Source organism: Agarivorans sp. MS3-6 (genome assembly GCF_054112545.1).
This window is the reverse complement of sequence record NZ_CM134202.1, coordinates 4,264,279-4,282,467: the sequence shown is the minus strand read 5'-3', so window position 1 is coordinate 4,282,467 and position 18,189 is coordinate 4,264,279. Positions and strand designations below refer to the sequence as shown.

The following is an 18,189-nucleotide window of genomic DNA, read 5'->3' as shown; positions in this document are numbered from 1 at the left end:
TGTTCACCCGCTGAATGAATAACCCTCTCGGTATAGGTAAGTTTACGTCGCCACATTGCTATGCCATATAGCATAAATAATTACCTAGATTACAACTAGAAGGCGCTAAACACTTCTTTCATAGCGCCCAAAAGCTATTTTTGGAGAAACCATGAAGAGTCAAACTCGGTCACTTATTCCACAGCAAATCATTGAAGAAGCCAGTGAATGGGCCATTATGCATGGCGTAGCTTTTCGCCAAGCAGATAACACCGCTAGGCACTGCCCTTTTAGTATTGCGCCAATGACCATGAAGAGTGAAGTGTTCGAGCATTTACGTAAAGTAACTCCTCTCATCACTAAGCTGATAAACAATGTTTCTGAAGATCACGACTTCCTTCAGTCTGCACTTGCTGATGTGGCAAAAGCTGACCCGTTTTTTGGTCGTTTATTGGCTTTACACCATCAGGCGCAGGGCGATATAGCTAAGCGCCTGACTCCTGCTCGAAAGCCGTTATTATTGATGCGTACTGATTTTATGGATGACTGCCAGCACGGTGCAAAAGTTATAGAGTTTAATGGTATTGCTGCTGGCATGGCACCCTTTGGCCAACGAGCTACTGAGTTTCACGCATTTTTACGCAGCCAATGGCCAACGGTTTACCGAGATTGGTTAGAAGATAGTCAATCGGTACAAGCAGAGAATCGAGGATTAGATCAACTAGCCTATGGTATTTCCTTAGCTGCAAAAAAAATCGCGGCAACGTTTGCTGTCGATGCCCCTAATGCTAGTTATAGTTCAAACGCGAATACGGCTTTAACACTTAAGAAGGAAGACCACCATCGGCCGACTTTTTTAATGGTAATTCAAGAAAATGAAGACAATGTTTACGACCAACATTTACTAGAGATAGCCCTACAAAAACAGGGAATAAAAACTGTTCGGCGCACCTTTGAGCAACTTAGCGTTCAGCTTTCAACCGGCGATAATCAGCGTTTAATGTTAGAGGACATAGGCGCTGTTGATGTTGTGTATCTGCGCGCCGGTTATCAGTATGCCGATTATTACTCGCCAGACAGAGATGAAGAAGTATGTTGTCAGACCTTAAGTCAGACACGACTATTTATCGAACAACACCATGTAGCGGTAAACGCTACCTTCAGCCAACAGCTCGCAACCAGCAAAACTATGCAGATGCTTCTAACCATGATGCCAGCCGCTGAATATGCGCGCTGGGGGCTCAATCTTGAACAAGCGAAGTTGATTAAAAGTGTGCTTGCTGACATGAAGCCGATAAGCCAAGACACCATCAACTGGTTTAACTCTCAAGCGAATAAACATGAGTGGGTACTAAAAAACCAAGGTGAAGGCGGTGGACACTGCATTTTTGGTGATGCTATTAGTGAAAAATTAAAGCGACTTACCCCACAAGAATATGATGCATGGGCGCTGATGCAGCGCTTGCATCCCCATGAGCGTGAACGACCAACCATTGCTGTGCGCAATAATCAGCAAACTCAGGTAAACGATCTTGTTAGTGAAATAGGTTTATTTACAGCCTTTTATGACGGCGAGCCGGCCACTAAAATGAATGGATACACGGGTTACCTCATTCGCAGTAAACCTGCGAGTGAGAATGAGGGAGGCATTCATAGCGGCAAAGGGATTTTAGATTCGCTGACATTGATTGATTAGCGAGCCAATATTCTCTTGAACAACAAGCGCGGAATAACAACTCAAAAATAGTTGCGTCTTTTCTATTGGTGCTGCGTCTTAACGGTAATGAGTTAAGCTAACGAGAAAAATAAATGTTCCAAGTAAATTCAAACAACAATGATTTGAGCCACAAATTTATTAAGCACGATAGTAATATGCTAAATCAAATCTATGGCACTGAAGATATCACGCCTTATTGGATTGCCGATATGGATTTCCCTATTGCATCACCCATTACCCAAGCCATGCAGCATTTGGTGAGCCGCGAGACTTATTCATACGAGTTTGATTCAAAAACGGTTTTTAACTCCATTTCAGCGTGGAACAAAGACCGTCACAATCTTGAATTAAACCCAGACCACTTTGTTCAGGTGCCCGGCGTGCTTAGTGCAATTGCATTACTGATTCGAGATTTTAGCAATGAAGGTGACGGAGTGTTAATTCAAACACCGGTGTATCACCAATTTCGCCGCTTGATAGAGTCTGCTGGGCGCAAAGCGGTAAATAGCCCCCTAAAAATAGAAGGCGACCGTTACGTCATTGATTTTGAAGGCTTTGAGAAACAGCTAAAAAGCGGCGACGTTAAAATGGTGCTGTTATGTAATCCACATAACCCTGTAGGCCGTGTATGGACTCAAGGTGAGCTGCAACGGCTAGTTGCTATTGCCAAAGAATATGACACCTTAATCATTAGTGATGAAGTGCATGGCGACATCATCTTTGAAGGTTCTACGTTCACTAGCATGGCTTCTTTAGAATATATCAACAGCCTGACTATTATTGGTTCTCCGGCCAAGAACTTTGGTTTGAACAGTATTTCCAATGGCTATATTTACAGTGACAATCAGGTGCTGCGAGACAAAATAAAAGCCACCTCAGCGTCAATGTCACTGGACCACGGTAACGCGTTTACCACCTACGCGACCATTGCAGCCTATCAGCATGGCAAAGCGTGGTTTGATGCTTTTTTAGCTTACACTGAAAAAACTCGCAACTGGATTATCACGTTTATGGCCACAGAGCTTCCACAAGTTAAGACCTTTGCGCCAGAAGGAAGTAATCAGATCTGGTTTGATTTTACCGGTTTAGATTTAGAACCTGCACAATTAAAATCACTATTAGCTCAACACGCTAAAATGGCGTTAACACCAGGTACCTGGTTTGGAGAGCCTAATGAAAACTATTACCGCATGAATTTTGCCTCGCCACTGGAGCAAATACAGGCCTCGTTTGATTTACTTAAATTATCGATTAAGTGAGCTTACAATCATTGAGGGCCTAAATGATGAAGTGACTAGTTGGTCGTCTAACTGTCGGTTTTTTGTACCCAAAGCCCCTCACAATTGGATATCTGCGAGGCTCGGTGCAGCTAAGCTTTCGCGAATTAAATTAAGTCACTTTGGTATAGATCCGTTTCGCGCCATTTACTCTAACTTAACTTCACCACTCCACCAGCTAAGATTTCTATCAAGGCTTGAAAAAAGTAGTGGTGCTCTTAATGAGCAACGCGTTAATCCTATTCAAAGTGACATAAAAGGGGCATAAAAGGGGCATAGTTACTTTGAAATTCTTACCTTAGATACCAAGCTCGCTTCTACCCACAAACCAATCAGCATGTTAAACCAAAAACCACAGGAGAATAGGCTTAGTAAAAATAATACCGCCAATGCAAAAAACCATATAGCATGCTGAAATACACCTCTTGGGGTTGAGCAAAAGTCAGAATCACCTATATCATTTTTATAGGGTACGGCTAGCCGATCTAATAATAATTGGATAAGGAGTTGCTCGGTATATTCGTTTATTCGAATGTGTGAACATTATAATTTATGGTCTTAAAATCCAAAAAGTACAGTATTGAATCTACTGACTATCAAGTGAGTCAAGATAACATCAGTAAGTGGGGCATGGATGTGCATAACACCGTTTTCGTGGCCTCACTCGTCTTATCTATTCTATTCTTTGCCTGGTAAGGCCTGAAAACTCTAGACACTTTATAGGCTCTCAAGACATTGTTGCTTCCATTCGTCACTCGAAACTGTTCAGGGTTGGGTTAGGTAACTCACTTTTGCCCCATTGTGTGTAAGCAGCTCTCAATCACTCCAGCCACATCGAGGTGATTTACACTACTTTTTCTTATGTGTGTAATGTCCACTGCGTTAGAATCGTACCATTGCATGTTTCGCACAAAAATATCTTTTTTGTGCCAACGATGCCTAGAGTGCTAATTACAGTGATACAAGCTTGCCCCCTACTTTTTGTTGTACCTAGAAAGTATGAAATAGAGGGCTCGCCTACCATTAAGTCATTGCTTTCACTCGTCCTTGAACAAAGTAAGCTCGTGAATGGTCATAGGTATAATTGAATACAAAAGCATAGATAGTGATGAAGATTGTCACACCAACATCCATGATGAATGCTTCCCATAAGCTTACGTCTAACACCCAAGCCATTGCAGGCATAGTAAGAAACAACAAGCCCATCTCAAACAACACCACATGAACCGCACGTAATCGAAGTGAGCGCTTCTCTTTATCTCCAGTGGCATAACAGTCAAAAACATAATTAAAAATGAAGTTCCATATCATCGCTATGGTTGCTATGACTATCATAGTTCCTGATAGAGCAGTCACCTTGTGTTCGGTAAATAGTGCTAGTCCCGCAATCGACAAGCTTACCGCCAATACTTCAAACAATACCGCGTGAAAGATACGCTCTAAAGTGCCCATGTTAACCTCATTCTATTATTAGTGTGGAACTCAAGTGGGGATGATTATGGAGGATTCAGCTACAATAGAAAGTTAAGAGCCATCACCATTTGTGATACCATGGTCTTTGGTTTTTTATCGAGATCTTGATATGTACAGCTTTGAACAACTCAAAATTTTTGTCACTGTTAGTGAAGTAGGGTCATTTTCTGCGGCAGCCAGAAAACTAGGGCGAGCACAATCTGGGGTTAGTCAATCCATCGCCAATCTCGAAATTGCTCTCAATCAAGTTCTGTTTAATCGTGAAAAAAATACGCCCACACTGACGGATAGCGGAAAAGCTTTACTGCCAATTGCGAAATCGATACTGAACCAACAGACATATTTTGACCAAAAAGTAGAGTCTTTAGATAAAATAGTAGAGGATAATCTAGTCATCGCTATTGATGAGTGCTTAATGACGCAGTTGATATTGGATGTGCTGTCTAACATAGAAAAACAATTTCCAATTACTCACTTCAATGTCATTTCTGCAGCAACCTATGATGTAGAAGATTTGGTTCGCAGTGATAAAGCACATGTTGGCATTATCTTGGCGGATGGTGAACTCAAAGAAGATATGGATTTCATTACGCTTGGTCAGACCCGCTTTTTAAACGTCACTTCTCCACGTCACCCACTTGCTTCACTGAGTGTTGTCCGTGATTCCGATTTAAGAGGTTATCGCCAAATCGTACACCGAAGTAACTCCCAGAAAGAATTATGGTTTAGCTATCGTATTAGCTCAAATTTTTGGTATGCCAACCACCATGACTTGTTAGCAAAATTGGCGATTGAGGGGCTTGGGTGGGCGCTCATTCCAGATTCGATGGCATTGCCGTTTATTAAAAACAAACAGTTGGTACAACTTCCCGTAGCACATGAAAAAGATGGTTGGTTAGCCACTCATGGCTGTTTGACCTCGCGCCGTCACAAGTCTGGTCCCGCGTTACAGCGATTACTAGAAACCCTACAAACTCAATAGGTTTGAGTTTCATCGCCACCAGTAAGTATTGTAGTGGGGTACGGTGATATTGCTCACGTTTTTAGAGTGTTTCAATACAACTATATTTGATTAATCATAAGGAAAACTTATCAGACGAAAGACTATTCGAGCTTTAATCCTAAGAAGGTTTTGTCCAAAAACGGGTTAGGGCGTACTGACTCGTTTGTGCCTCATTAAGTGTTCGAGTGTCTATATTGACACTTGCAATGAATTTCCCCATTTATCGTAAGGTGCAGCAACTCACGCTCTGTAAATACCGCCTGTCGCAATTATAAGAACTATAGATAAAGCAGCTTTATCATAGAACTTAAAATAACAGCAGAAGGAAAGCATCATGAATGGTAAGAACATAAGAATAATTTTGAGATGGGTACACATAGCGTTAGCGCTATTAGTTGGTACGGCTTTCTATTCACCCTTAGGAAACTATGAAGCATATATTACAGCTACGTTATGGGGGCTAATACCAGCGCTTGCTTTAACAGGTGTGGGTATGTGGAAACAGTCGTCAGTTATGAAAGCTTTAAAGCCGGTAAGCAAGAAAGTGCACCAGTAAGGGGAAAAGATTACGCGAGAATCAGTAGATCTCGCGCTTGTTCTTTTGGTTGCTAACTCATTGCTGTCCAAAAATGAGTTACATCACTTTGCCAAATACCCGCTTCGCAGTATTTATCAACAGCATCACGCCACCACCCGCCACAATGCCTATTGAGGCATCAAAAAGAAGTGGTGCAACTATTTGGCTGATAGCGCCAAAGCCAGCGGCCCAATCTTGAATGTGATGAGCATACATACTAAACAAGGGGATGCCATGGCTTAAAATCCCTCCTCCCACCAGAAACATTGCTGCGGTGCCGACTACCACTAAAAACTTCATTAATAATGGGGCAAAACCTAATAAAGCTTGGCCAAGCCATTTCTGTAGTTTACTGCCGTTATTGTCTTCAGCCTGTTGCAGTAAATACAAACCGGCGTCATCTAGTTTTACAATGCAAGCCACCAAGCCATAAACGCCAATGGTCATTAATAAGGCAATACCAGAAACGGCGATACCCTGAGTTAACAAATTAGCCCCTACCATGCTGCCCATAGCGATAACTATGATCTCAGCCGATAAGATAAAATCGGTGCGAACGGCACCTTTTATTTTAGCTTTTTCAAAGGCAACCAAGTCTATAGAGTCGTCTGAATTGGCTTTTAGCCTTTGCTGTTTATGTTGTTGCTCTACGTCTCCATGAGGAAACAACACATGAAACACCTTTTCAAAGCCTTCAAAACACAAAAATAAACCACCAGCAATCAGTAATATGCTAATTGCTACCGGTAAAAATACGCTTAAGGCTAACGCTGTAGGTACCAAAATAAGCTTATTAAGTAGCGAGCCTTTAGCTACCGCCCACACCACGGGTAATTCGCGATCAGCTTTAACCCCTGAGACTTGCTGGGCATTTAGCGCTAAATCATCCCCTAATACCCCTGCTGTTTTTTTTGCTGCCACCTTTGTCATTAACGCCACATCATCTAACACTGTGGCGATATCATCGAGTAAGGCTATTAAACTTAAACCAGCCATCCTAATCCTTGGAATATATAAACTAAAGGTATCCTAACGGAGAGCTTTAAAAGCACCTAGTACTGTTTAGCGTTAATGTAGTCATTAGCTTATACCTAGCTCTCTTGCTTAACACCGCGATAGTGAACTCCATAAGCAAACTCGTGGTGTAAGCCCCTACCCCCTCAACTTAATATTTGTCACCCGGTCGACTCGATTTATCAGAGTATGGTGCTAGCATCTATACTATCTAGGTAGCGCAATATGTCAGTACCATTGTATTGCCAATATGCTAAGTCACCAAAGCACATTGATAGGCAGGGAGCCGCATTGCAAACAACTCTTTATAACATCAAAATTGTATTGTTAGGTTTAGCGCTATTAAGCGGCCTAAGCTTTTCTGTTCAGGCTAACAATATTTTGGTTATCCACTCTTACCATAATGAACACTTTTGGACTGGCTACCTTAAGCAAGGCCTCGATAACGCGTTCAAAGATGATGCGGATACCCGTTTATTCCATGAATATATGGATGCAAAACGCTACCCTAAAAGTCCATTTAAACTTAGCTTTTTAGACTACTTAAACACCAAATATGCAAATACTAATTTAGACGTGATTGTTATCTCTGACGACCCAGCTTTTAATCTGATTCGTGAACATCGAGAACAGTTTTTTAACGCTGTGCCCATTGTGTATTTAGGCATTAACCGAGTCAGCGATGAGGTGATAAATACCCCTAATATGACAGGTGTCTTTGAAAACCGAGATATTGCCGGCACTATTGTCAGCATAAAACAACAAACCGGCATTGATGAATTGATCCTGATTGTTGACCAAACATCTACTGGTTTAGCCAATTTAGCTAAAGCGAAAATGGTCATTGGACAACCCGAAGCGCCCAAGAAAATTCACATTATTGAAGAATTGATAGAAGACAACATCCCCGATACTTTTAGCCATTTCAACAGCAATATTCCGGTGTTATTAATAGGACAACTCACTAGCCCGCGTAACAATAATGCGCTATTAAGCTGGAACCAAGGCACCGAACAACTGGTCACTTGGACCAATAATCCAGTGTATACCATTGCTATTACTACCCTTGAATATGGTGCGGTGGGCGCTGATGAATTAGATGGCAGACAGCATGCTACTCGGGCCGCGGGTTTAGTTAAACGAATATTAGCGGGCGAAGCGCTTGCCAATATTCCGCCGATAACCACTGCCAAAAGCCAGTGGATATATAACTGGGAAAAACTACGAGAACACAACTACTCGCTTGAGTCTTTGCCAAGCGACGCAAGAATCATCAATAAAGAAGAAACCTTTTACGAAAAATATAAGTTAATGGTTCGCATTGTGGCGTCGGCTTTTATCGCCTCTATCTTTATCATCATTTTGTTGATGGAGGTTATTCGCAGAGGCAGTATTACCCGCCACTTGCTAGCAGAAAATGAATCTCGCTATCGTGACTTGGCTAAAGCAGGCGCCAATATTTTTTGGGAAACAGACCCTGGCCAACGTTTTAGTTATGTATCTGGCGATACCCAAACCCTGTTTGGCATACCAGAACAGCGCCTAATGGGTCACACGATCTCTGAACTATGCCGAACTAACCCCAACATGAATTTCCCCTGGTTAAGCTATGAAAAGGCGATTGCTTACCAACAACCACTAAGTAACTTGGTCTTTAAGCTCAAAATGCCCAGTAAAGACATCAAAATATTCTTACTTAACGGTAAACCTATTTTTGATAAAAATAAGGCCTATCTTGGCTATAGAGGGATCAGTAAAGAGATAACCGAAGAACACTTGCTTACCAAAAAACTCGCTTACCAAGCGGCTTATGATTCTCTCACTGGCTTAATAAATCGCAGCAGCTTTAACGAGCAGCTCAAATCTTATGTTCAGCAACATCAAGATCCCCATTTAGACGCCTACCTATGCTTTCTAGATCTAGACCGCTTTAAATTGGTTAATGACACCGCTGGCCACTTAATTGGCGATGCGATGTTAGCTGAAGTAGCAACGGTGATAAGCCAATGCATAAGCAAGCAAGATATTATTGGCCGCTTGGGAGGGGATGAATTTGGCTTAATTTTGGTGAATAAATCCCTCGCTGAGGCTCAGGCACTATGCGAAGACATCATCGCTCAAGTAAAAGACTATCGCTTTGTTTGGAATCAACGCATGTTTAACGTTGGCATTAGTATTGGCATGGTTCCGGTTACTGGCTCACTGAATGAAACCGAACTATTAAGTAAAGCCGATTTGTCTTGTTATAAAGCCAAAGAGGAAGGCCGTGGAAGAGTGTATATTGCTAACTTAGACAACGATGACCTTTTTGATGAAGAACAGCAAATGGGTTATATCGCTAATGTTGCTCAAGCTATTGAACAACAGCAATTTTACTTAGTGAAACAAGTGATTTCGTCACTCGACACCGGTAATAACAAGCAGCATTACGAAATCTTGATACGTTATCGAGATGATCAAGGTAAAACCGTTCCACCGGGTCTATTTATACCCGCAGCAGAAAAACACAGTGTGATTACTATCATTGATCAATGGGTACTTGAAACGGTATTTGAGCGCTATCACCAGTATTTTCCTGATGGTGACACGGTGGTATCAATTAACCTGTCGGGTATTAGTTTAAGCAATGATGAATTTGTGGGTAGCGTTATCAACTTGGTGAAAAACTCTTCGGTGAACCCTAGAAATATTTGTTTTGAAATAACCGAGACCGTGGCCATTTCTCAACTTTCTCGTGCGCTTGATTTTATGCGCGAAATGAAAGCCTTAGGTATAAAGTTTGCCTTAGATGATTTTGGTAGCGGCGCCTCGTCATTTACCTACCTAAAAAGCCTACCGGTGGATTACTTAAAAATTGATGGCAGCTTAATCGTTAACATTGTGAGTGAGCCTACTGACCGAGCCATTGTTGAATCAATCAACGCTATCGCCCATATGATGAATATGAAAACCGTGGCTGAATTTGTAGAAAACCAGGCGATCCAAGCGGTGCTAGAAGAGATTGGGGTTGATTACGTGCAAGGTTACGGCATAGGTAAACCTAAGCCTTGTGAACCGAACCTTTAACCACCAACAGCGAGGGACAAGCTCACTGTTGCTGTGTTACCGGCCATGCTCCAATACCGTTTGAGCCAAATAACCATTAAACAATAGTTTGAGGCATTTAGTTAAAGAGACCATCACCAAAACTGACGCTAAAATCTTTACACCAAACACTAATGCCACCTAAGTTATCCAGTTGCCCAGCATTAGACAAACTCAAACTAAGCGAGTCGTTGACGTAGCTTGGTCCATTTATGGTGCTACCTATATCAAAACCACCTAGCTCGTAATTGCTGGTTGGTGCACCGTAAAACACTACGTCAGGGCCTTCTCCGTCATAGGTAAATCCAGTGACTTCTAACGTACAGTTATCAACAATCTCTACCCTGCCACTGACACCATGAGAAAGAGTACTGAGCATAGCAACCTGACCCACTTTGGGGTGATTTGCGGCGTTACAGCTAAAGGTTTGGCTAGCATTAATACTTTCAACGTAGCTGGCAATATCCGCTAAGTCTTGGTTAGCTAAACGTTGTTCACTCCAAAATGGCATATTCCCTTCAACCAAGTTACTAAAGTACTCACTTGCTGAAGGCCCAGAGCTTCTTACTTTGCTTGCCACTTGTGCCGCGCTTAAGCCTGAGCCATTGAGATTTTTGGCCAGATTACTGCCTACGGCATTTTCACCGTGGCACGTGGCGCAGGTTTGATTGAATAGTTGCTCGCCATGCGCAGCATTCGCCCCACTAAAGTCGGTAATGGCTGGCACTTGGTTAAACACAATTTCTTCGGCTGTCGTGCTATCAGTTAAGCTTTCAAGATATTGCTGCAACGCTGTCCACTGTTCACTATCTTCGCGATAACTTGAGGTATCCATCCAATCAACCCGACAGTTATTTACAGCATCAATCAGTTCACTGAAGTTGCCGTTATAAAAGGCATTGCGCTTGACCGCATTAAACAGCGGGTGCGCTGGTCGATGCAGCTGATTACTGTCTAATTGTTGGTTATTTTCTTGCGTAGCATGGCAGGTACTGCAGGCAAACTGATTACCGTTAACATCGGCTTGGTTAAACAGCTGCTGGCCACTTAAGGGTTGTGCAGGCTCGTTACTGCCCTCTCCTCCTCCACATGCACTCAACAAAATTGCAGTAGAAAAAACTAATCCTGCTTGAAAATAGGATAAACGGTGGTTAAACATGGGCAGTCCTTTGCTTTCGTTGTTATTTAACGCTAACAAAGCTTTGTTACTTCAACAAGCCGATATCAAAAACGTTATCAAATTGTGATAACTTCAAATAAAAAAGCCACTTTAACTATTTTTATAGTAAAAGTGGCTTTAAGTGACACTACATCATGTTACAACTGAGCGTTAAACCTCGCTAAGCCCGCGTCTAAGTCGGCAATCAAATCTTCGGTATCTTCTAAACCAATGTGCACACGGATTAAGGTTCCGCTAGCTTGCCACTGGGTAGCTGTTCGCAATTTATCAACACCGTTCACGCCCATAATTAAGCTTTCATAGCCGCCCCATGAATAGCCCATTTTAAAATGTTCCATGCCATCGAGTAGTGCGGTTAATGCCGCTTGGTTACCGCCTTTCATGACAAATGAAAATAAACCACACGAGCCTTGAAAATCTCGTTTAAAGAATTCATGGCCTGGGCAACTGTCTAGTGCCGGGTGGCGAACATGGTCTACGTCATCTCGACTCGCTAACCAATTAGCTATCTGTAGGGCATTTTTCTCGTGCTGGGCTAAACGCACCCCAAGGGTGCGCATCCCACGCATTGCTAAGTAGATATCATCTGGCGAGGTACATTGGCCCAGTAAGTAGGAGTTTTCTCGAAGTTGGTCCCAGCAGCGCTTATTAGCAACGGCCGTGCCTAACATCACATCAGAGTGACCCACGATATACTTGGTGGCCGCTTGGATTGAGATATCTATATCAAAATCAAAGGGACTAAAATTAAGCGGTGACGCCCAGGTATTATCAAGCATTACCACAATGTCTTGGTCTGCAGCACGTGCAGCAGCAACAATCGCCGGCGAATCTTGCACTTCCATGGTTAACGAACCTGGCGACTCTAGAAATATCACCTTAGTATTGTCTTGAATTAGCGCGCTTATTCCCGCACCTATTAGCGGGTCATAATAGGTGGTTTCAATACCATAGCGGGTAAGCAGCTTTTCACACAGATCACGGGTAGGCTCGTAAGCGGTATCTACCATCAGTAAGTGATCACCCTGCTGTAGAAATGATAAAAGTGCACCACTAATGGCAGCTGTTCCACATGGGTAAAGGGCACACCCTTCGCCGCCCTCGATTTCAACCATTGCTTCTTGAAAAGCAAAATGAGTTTGGGTACCACGACGCCCATAAAATAGGGTTTTATCATGACGTTTGGCAGTGGCTTGTTTCATCTCTTTAACGCTAGAGAACACCACCGTGGAACCACGAGAAACTGGCGGATTAACTAAGCCCTGTGTCCATTTTTTATCGCGCCCAGCGCTGACTATTTTAGTTGATTTTTTCATCGTACTTAAATCCAGATTAGCAGCAACAAAAAACCAGCCCGTAGGCTGGTTATTAACAGTAGGAGCGATTAAGCACGAGGGGCTTTATTAAGCTCTTCTACTACCATATCACCAAATGCATCGGTGTCGATAAGTTTTGCATCGTCGCCTTTAGCTAAGTCTGGAGTACCGTAACCATTGGCAAATACTGACTTCATAGCGTGCCATAGGTTTTTAGCTTCTTTGTCCATGCCAAAGCTCATTTCTAGCATTAAGGCTACAGAACCAATCATTGAGTATGGGTTGGCAATATTTTTACCAGCAATATCTGGTGCGCTGCCATGAGATGGCTCGTAGTAAGACTTTTCTGGTCCCATGCAGGCTGAAGGCATTAAGCCTAAAGAGCCTAAAATACCGCCGCCTTGGTCACTTAAAATGTCACCAAACATGTTTTCCATTACCATTACATCGAATAGACCAGGATTCAGGCACAGGTAGGTAGCCGCTGCATCCACTAAGATGTGCTTAACTTCTACATCTGGGTAATCTACGGCAACTTCTTCTAATACTTCATTCCATAGTACGCTTGATTTTAATACGTTACTTTTATGGATGTTATGTAGTACTTTTTTGCGGCGCTGTGCAGTTTCGAAGCCCACTTTAAGAATATCGCGAATTTGGTCTTCGTCGTATTCAAGGACTTCTCGAACATAACGCTTACCGTTTTCGTCTTTACCCATTTCTTTCTCACCGAAGTACAAACCACCCACTAACTCTCGGATGATCATAATATCGATACCTTCACCCACAACTTCTGGCTTAAGTGGTGAAAAATGCGCTAATTCTTTAGGCAAGTAAACAGGACGGAAGTTAGCGTAAGTATTGTAACGACGACGAAGTGGCAACAAAGCACCGCGCTCTGGCTGCTCGTCTACTGGGATCTTTTTAGAGTCTTCGTGATTTAAACCGATGGTACCTTTTAAAATGGCATCAGCTTCATCACAAATGGCGATGGTTTCTGCGGGGAAAGATTTGCCCGTTTCGAAGTAGGCGACGGCGCCAAATAGGGCTTCGTTTAATTCAAATGCTACTTCAGGGTTACGCGCTTCAACCGCTTTAAGTACTTTGACCGCTTGCTTCATTACTTCAGGGCCGATGCCGTCACCAGCCAATAAGGCGATCTTATAGGTCTTCATTGTGTTTGCGTCTCCGTTGCATAATTTATTTTTTTAGTTGCCGCATGATAGCAAAACCAGCGCTAGGGTAAACCACCGAGCAAAAATTTTTACTCTTCATAGCAAGGTGCTTAGTGGCGACTAGGGTTTGATATTGATTTTTGCCGTGGTTTTTTGGCCGTTATATCAGTAATGCAGGTATTGTATGTAAAGATAAAAAGGGCGCCGCGCCGTAAAAACAGCCTAATGACCCTAATTATCTAAATCAGTTTTATTGCGAATATTATGTTCTCGCAGTTTATTGGCAATGGCGGTATGTGATAAGCCCAGTTTCTTGGCGAGTAGTCGAGAACTAGGATGCTGAGGGTAATGGTAGCTTAACAAAAGATGTTCAAACTGCCCCATCGCTGAGTGGTAATCTTGCTGCAGCAAACTTTCGACGCTCACATCGTCCACCACTCTTTCGTGATGATATTTAATGTCGCTAACTTGCCAAGATTTCATACTGCCTATATCCAGAGAGTTTTGCAGCACCTGATATAGCTGAGGAATATTGCCCGGCCAACTAAGAGAGCTAAGGTAGCGTTTTACTTCTCGGCTAAGCCTTGGCGCAACCTCTTGATGCTTGGCATATTGAAAATCTAGCCAAGATTGAGTAAGCGGTACGATATCTTCTTTACGTTGACGAAGAGGCGGCACATTAATGCTATTTTTAATCATTGAGTAATAGCTATCCCCTCCCCACATAGCCGCCAGTTGATCAGGGCTATAACGACTAGAGAAAAGTAAGTGCTTAATGCCGAGTTGTGGAGCGGTTAACGAGACAATGGCATCTTCTATTTCACTACTTTTTAAATGCTCGATATTGGTCAACAAAACCGTATTAGGTTTTTCAGCGGCTATCTCTGCTAGCTGCTCTGATAAGCTATGTTCTTGGTTTTGGCAGCTCACACAGTAAAAATGTTCATCGCTGCCCATTGATAACTCATTAAGCAAGCGAGCTAAAAAGCGCTTACCAACCCCTGCTTCACCAAACAGCAAAGAAGGCATAGGGTGTTCATTTAGGCGTTTCAGGCTATTAAGCACATTGTTGGTTTCATCGCTACTTGCCACCAAACGCCCTTCACTGATACCGAGTTCTATCTGAGACAAATCAAAACTCGACTCTAACCAATGCGCTGATTTAAACAGCATTATGGCGCCGGGCAAATGTGAAAATAAGGATGTTTCAGACAGCGGTATGATGTCAGCCATATAAACACGGCCACTTAGCTGAATTTCAACTAATTCGCGTTTACCTGAACCACTACCAAACCAACGTTGAACACTAAAGCCCCGTAAAAACTTACTGATATCGCTATTGGCAAGTGGTTGGGGGGTATCACCACAAGATTGTTCAAAGGCTTGATTAAACTGACGAATTTGAGCCGACTTATCAATCAGCACCACTGGGTAAGGAACATTATCGAGTAAGATTTGAACTTCTTTATGCTCTACCTCTGAAGGCAGAGCAGACACGATCCGCGCATCGGAAACACCTTGTAAATAACGAAATTCGCTAAGTAACTGCTGAGTAAGTGGAAGCTCAATTTCGGTGATATGAAGGAATAAATGTCCGCTATCAACACTTTGCATGGCTTGTAATGCAAGGCCGTGTTTAACTAACACTCCTAACACAGCGCTAAAAACTTGGGTATTCTGTTGGCAGTTTAACTCTATGCGCATGACGCGCCCATGTCTTTATTTAACCATAGAGACAGGCCTTTAGGCCCCTGTAAAAACTCACAGCAACACCGCATTCCGTCTTGTCCAGCGATCCATACTAAACGCAAAAAGCTCTCCTAGTCCCTATTGCCCTGCGGCTTTGCAGGTGCAAAAATATGTTTACACTTCTTTAGTCTAACCAAAAAAGTGAGTTTAACCCAAGCGTCATTTAACATTCACTTGAGTTATTTGAACTCGGTATTTAAATTTTGCCTTTGCTTTACAAATTTTTGAACTGACTATGTAACTCAAAATCGCGAGCGGTGACTACCTTTTCAACCTTGCGTAGCCGGTGTTCAAAATTATCAAATTGGTGTTCTAGCTCTTTAATTGCTTGGCTTGGCGTACCTCCGCGTTGCCATACTTTAGATTTAATCGTTACCGACTCATCACCCACTTGGTCGCTCGGTCGCTTGTCTAAAAATAGCCAAGCCGCCCCGTAGATGATGAAAAATAGGCCCAAGTTGGTAATTGCAACAGTGACAGCAATAATCCGGATTAACCAGGTTTCGGCACCTAAGCTATGGGCGAGTCCTGCACACACCCCAGCTACTTTTCCTTTAGCGGGGTCACGGTATAAGGGTTTGTCAAACATTAGCTGTCCCTCCAGTGTGGCACGCTTTCATCTAAAATACTTTCTAGAGCACCAATACGCGCCGACATTTCTTTTGCTCGTGCAGCAATAACGGTAAGTTGCTCGCGCTCTTGCTCGCTAATACCATGCTCAACTTGGCGCTTGCTCTTGTAATGTAAAATTAGCCATAACGGCGCCACTATCGCCATAAATATAATTAACGGAGTGACAAATAGAGTAGTAAGCATAGCGTCTCCTATTGTTGCTCTAACTTAGCTTTAAGTTTACTGAGTTCTTCAGCAATTTCTGCATCTGCGCTCAATTCAGCAAACTGTTTATTGAGGTCTGGGTTGTTCCCGTCGGTACCAAGCACTTCGGCTTTCGCTTCAAGTTGATCAATTTTAGCTTGGAATTGCTCAAATTTTTCGCGGGTTTTTAATGCCCGCTCATTGTCGAGCTGCTGCCTTACTGCGTGACGATTTTTGGCCGTAGTTTGCCTTGCGAGCAACCCTGCTTGGCGATTACGCGATTCACTGAGTTTCAGCTCTAGTTGTTCTATCTCTTGTTGTAATTGCGATAAGCTATCATCGACTAATGTTAGCTCATGTTGTTGCTGCTTTACTGATTCCTGAATATGCTTTTTTTCAACCAAGGCCAAGCGAGCTAAGTCATCACGTTGGCGACTCAATGCGAGTTCAGCTTTGCCTTGCCAGTCTTCAGCCTGCTGCTGTAAGTTATCTATTTTGCGAATTAACTGCTTTTTGTCTGCCAGAACCTTTGCGGTGCTAGCACGCACCTCAACTAAAGTGTCTTCCATTTCCTGTATAATTAGACGCAACATTTTTTGTGGGTCTTCAGCCTTGTCTAACATGGCACTAATGTTGGAATTAATGATGTCGGTTAAACGTGTAAACATTCCCATGGTATTTCCCCTTAATTGAGAAGAATAAAGATATTGTCAGTACCGCTTTACTATTACAACTCTCATGCCAACTCTTTAAGACACTGATATTTAAGTTATTTTATAAATAGTGACAATTATCACCAGCATGTATATAGTTATTTTGACCAATATTTAGTCACGGTGACCTATGGAAACACCTAGCTTACTCGGTAACGCGCCCAGTTTTTTAGAAGTATTAGATAGAGTATCGCTACTCGCGCCACTTAATAGACCAATCTTGGTGATTGGGGAGCGAGGCACTGGAAAGGAATTAATAGCCGCCCGTTTACACTATTTGTCTGAACGTTGGGACAGCCATTACTTGAGCCTCAACTGCGCAAGCTTAAACCCAAACTTAATTGAATCAGAGCTATTCGGCCATCAAGCAGGAGCATTTACCGGTGCCTCACAACAACGTATCGGCCGTTTTGAGCAAGCCGATAAAGGGACCTTATTTTTGGACGAGCTCGCTAACATGCCAATGGAGGTACAAGAGAAACTGCTGCGAACTATCGAGTATAACCAAATTGAACGACTTGGCTCCAATAAGACCCTCGATGTAGATGTACGTTTAGTCTGCGCAACTAACCAAGACCTTCCGCGTTTGGTTGAACTCGGCGCTTTTAGGGCAGACTTACTCGACCGATTATCCTTTGCAGTAATTACCCTCCCACCGCTACGTCACCGTAAGCAGGATATCAACTTACTTGCTGAGCACTTTTCTAAAAAAATCGCTCAAGAGCTAAATTTTGTTAATACCCCTCGGCTTAGCCAAGCAGTAAAGGCGCAACTTGAAGCATACCCATGGCCCGGCAATATTCGTGAACTCAAAAATGTAGTAGAGCGAGCGGTAATAGAAAACAGCAATGAAAATGGCCTTATTAGTAAGCTTAACTTCGACCCTTTTGACTCGCCATGGCGCCCCGTCACAGCAGCTGATTCAACAGAAAAGGTATCCCACAGGGAAGGCGACTTTAATCAACAAGTGGCTGACTTTGAGGAACAGCTAATTTGCGAATCATTAGAAAAAAACCGCTATAAACAAACCCAAACTGCAGAAGCTTTAGGTATCAGCTACCATCAACTTCGGGGTCTGATCAAAAAACATAGGATTAATACCCACCGCTAGGTGTA

14 protein-coding genes are annotated in these 18,189 nt (G+C 42.8%); 5 read left to right on the top strand and 9 right to left on the bottom strand.

The features are described 5' to 3' along the window. Positions 1–151 precede the first annotated feature (151 nt). Positions 152–1,675, top strand: coding sequence for a glutathione synthase (locus ACVFI8_RS19720; protein WP_457872434.1), 1,524 nt, complete (start codon positions 152–154; stop codon positions 1,673–1,675). A 113-nt stretch (positions 1,676–1,788) separates the two neighbouring features. Next, on the top strand, positions 1,789–2,955 hold the full coding sequence (locus ACVFI8_RS19715; protein WP_457872433.1) for a MalY/PatB family protein: 1,167 nt from the start codon (positions 1,789–1,791) through the stop codon (positions 2,953–2,955). A gap of 1,041 nt (positions 2,956–3,996) precedes the next feature. Here ACVFI8_RS19715 and ACVFI8_RS19710 read toward each other — a convergent pair. Further along, positions 3,997–4,425, bottom strand: a complete 429-nt coding sequence (locus tag ACVFI8_RS19710) for a PACE efflux transporter (protein ID WP_457872432.1) — start codon at positions 4,423–4,425, stop codon at positions 3,997–3,999. A gap of 130 nt (positions 4,426–4,555) precedes the next feature. On the opposite strand from ACVFI8_RS19710, the gene ACVFI8_RS19705 reads away from it, so the two are divergent. Further along, a complete protein-coding gene (locus ACVFI8_RS19705) occupies positions 4,556–5,428 on the top strand; it encodes a LysR family transcriptional regulator (protein ID WP_457872431.1) in 873 nt (290 codons plus the stop codon). A 655-nt stretch (positions 5,429–6,083) separates the two neighbouring features. On the opposite strand, the gene ACVFI8_RS19700 is transcribed toward ACVFI8_RS19705, so the two are convergent. Continuing rightward, positions 6,084–7,022: a DUF808 domain-containing protein gene (locus tag ACVFI8_RS19700; RefSeq protein ID WP_457872430.1), complete on the bottom strand. Its 939-nt coding sequence runs from the start codon at positions 7,020–7,022 to the stop codon at positions 6,084–6,086. A gap of 243 nt (positions 7,023–7,265) precedes the next feature. Here ACVFI8_RS19700 and ACVFI8_RS19695 point away from each other — a divergent pair, with 243 nt between their 5' ends. Further along, positions 7,266–10,106, top strand: a complete 2,841-nt coding sequence (locus ACVFI8_RS19695) for an EAL domain-containing protein (RefSeq protein ID WP_457872429.1) — start codon at positions 7,266–7,268, stop codon at positions 10,104–10,106. A gap of 97 nt (positions 10,107–10,203) precedes the next feature. Here the strand turns inward: ACVFI8_RS19695 and ACVFI8_RS19690 are convergent, their stop codons facing one another. The 7 genes from ACVFI8_RS19690 to pspA all read right to left on the bottom strand — a co-directional run bounded on the left by ACVFI8_RS19690 (position 10,204) and on the right by pspA (position 17,034). Beyond that, positions 10,204–11,283: a DM13 domain-containing protein gene (locus tag ACVFI8_RS19690; RefSeq protein WP_457872427.1), complete on the bottom strand. Its 1,080-nt coding sequence runs from the start codon at positions 11,281–11,283 to the stop codon at positions 10,204–10,206. A 158-nt stretch (positions 11,284–11,441) separates the two neighbouring features. Further along, on the bottom strand, positions 11,442–12,620 hold the full coding sequence (locus tag ACVFI8_RS19685; RefSeq protein WP_457872425.1) for a cystathionine beta-lyase: 1,179 nt from the start codon (positions 12,618–12,620) through the stop codon (positions 11,442–11,444). A 68-nt stretch (positions 12,621–12,688) separates the two neighbouring features. After that, the gene (gene leuB, locus ACVFI8_RS19680; RefSeq protein ID WP_248711894.1) at positions 12,689–13,795 is read right to left on the bottom strand and encodes a 3-isopropylmalate dehydrogenase; all 1,107 of its coding nucleotides are present in this window, start codon (positions 13,793–13,795) and stop codon (positions 12,689–12,691) included. Between the two features lie 231 nt (positions 13,796–14,026). Beyond that, entirely contained in the window at positions 14,027–15,499 is a 1,473-nt protein-coding gene (locus ACVFI8_RS19675; protein ID WP_457872424.1) for a TyrR/PhhR family helix-turn-helix DNA-binding protein, read from the bottom strand. A gap of 259 nt (positions 15,500–15,758) precedes the next feature. Beyond that, positions 15,759–16,133 carry an envelope stress response membrane protein PspC gene (pspC, locus tag ACVFI8_RS19670; protein WP_248711896.1) on the bottom strand — a complete coding sequence of 125 codons (375 nt, stop codon included), beginning with the start codon at positions 16,131–16,133 and terminating at the stop codon, positions 15,759–15,761. Next, positions 16,133–16,360, bottom strand: coding sequence for an envelope stress response membrane protein PspB (gene pspB, locus ACVFI8_RS19665; RefSeq protein WP_248711897.1), 228 nt, complete (start codon positions 16,358–16,360; stop codon positions 16,133–16,135). Before pspB ends, pspC begins: the two co-directional genes overlap by 1 nt. Before the next feature lie 8 nt (positions 16,361–16,368). Beyond that, a complete protein-coding gene (gene pspA / locus ACVFI8_RS19660; RefSeq protein ID WP_457872423.1) occupies positions 16,369–17,034 on the bottom strand; it encodes a phage shock protein PspA in 666 nt (221 codons plus the stop codon). Between the two features lie 169 nt (positions 17,035–17,203). Between pspA and pspF the strand changes: the two genes are divergently transcribed. Then, on the top strand, positions 17,204–18,184 hold the full coding sequence (pspF, locus tag ACVFI8_RS19655) for a phage shock protein operon transcriptional activator (RefSeq protein WP_457872422.1): 981 nt from the start codon (positions 17,204–17,206) through the stop codon (positions 18,182–18,184). The last annotated feature ends 5 nt before the right edge of the window (positions 18,185–18,189 follow it).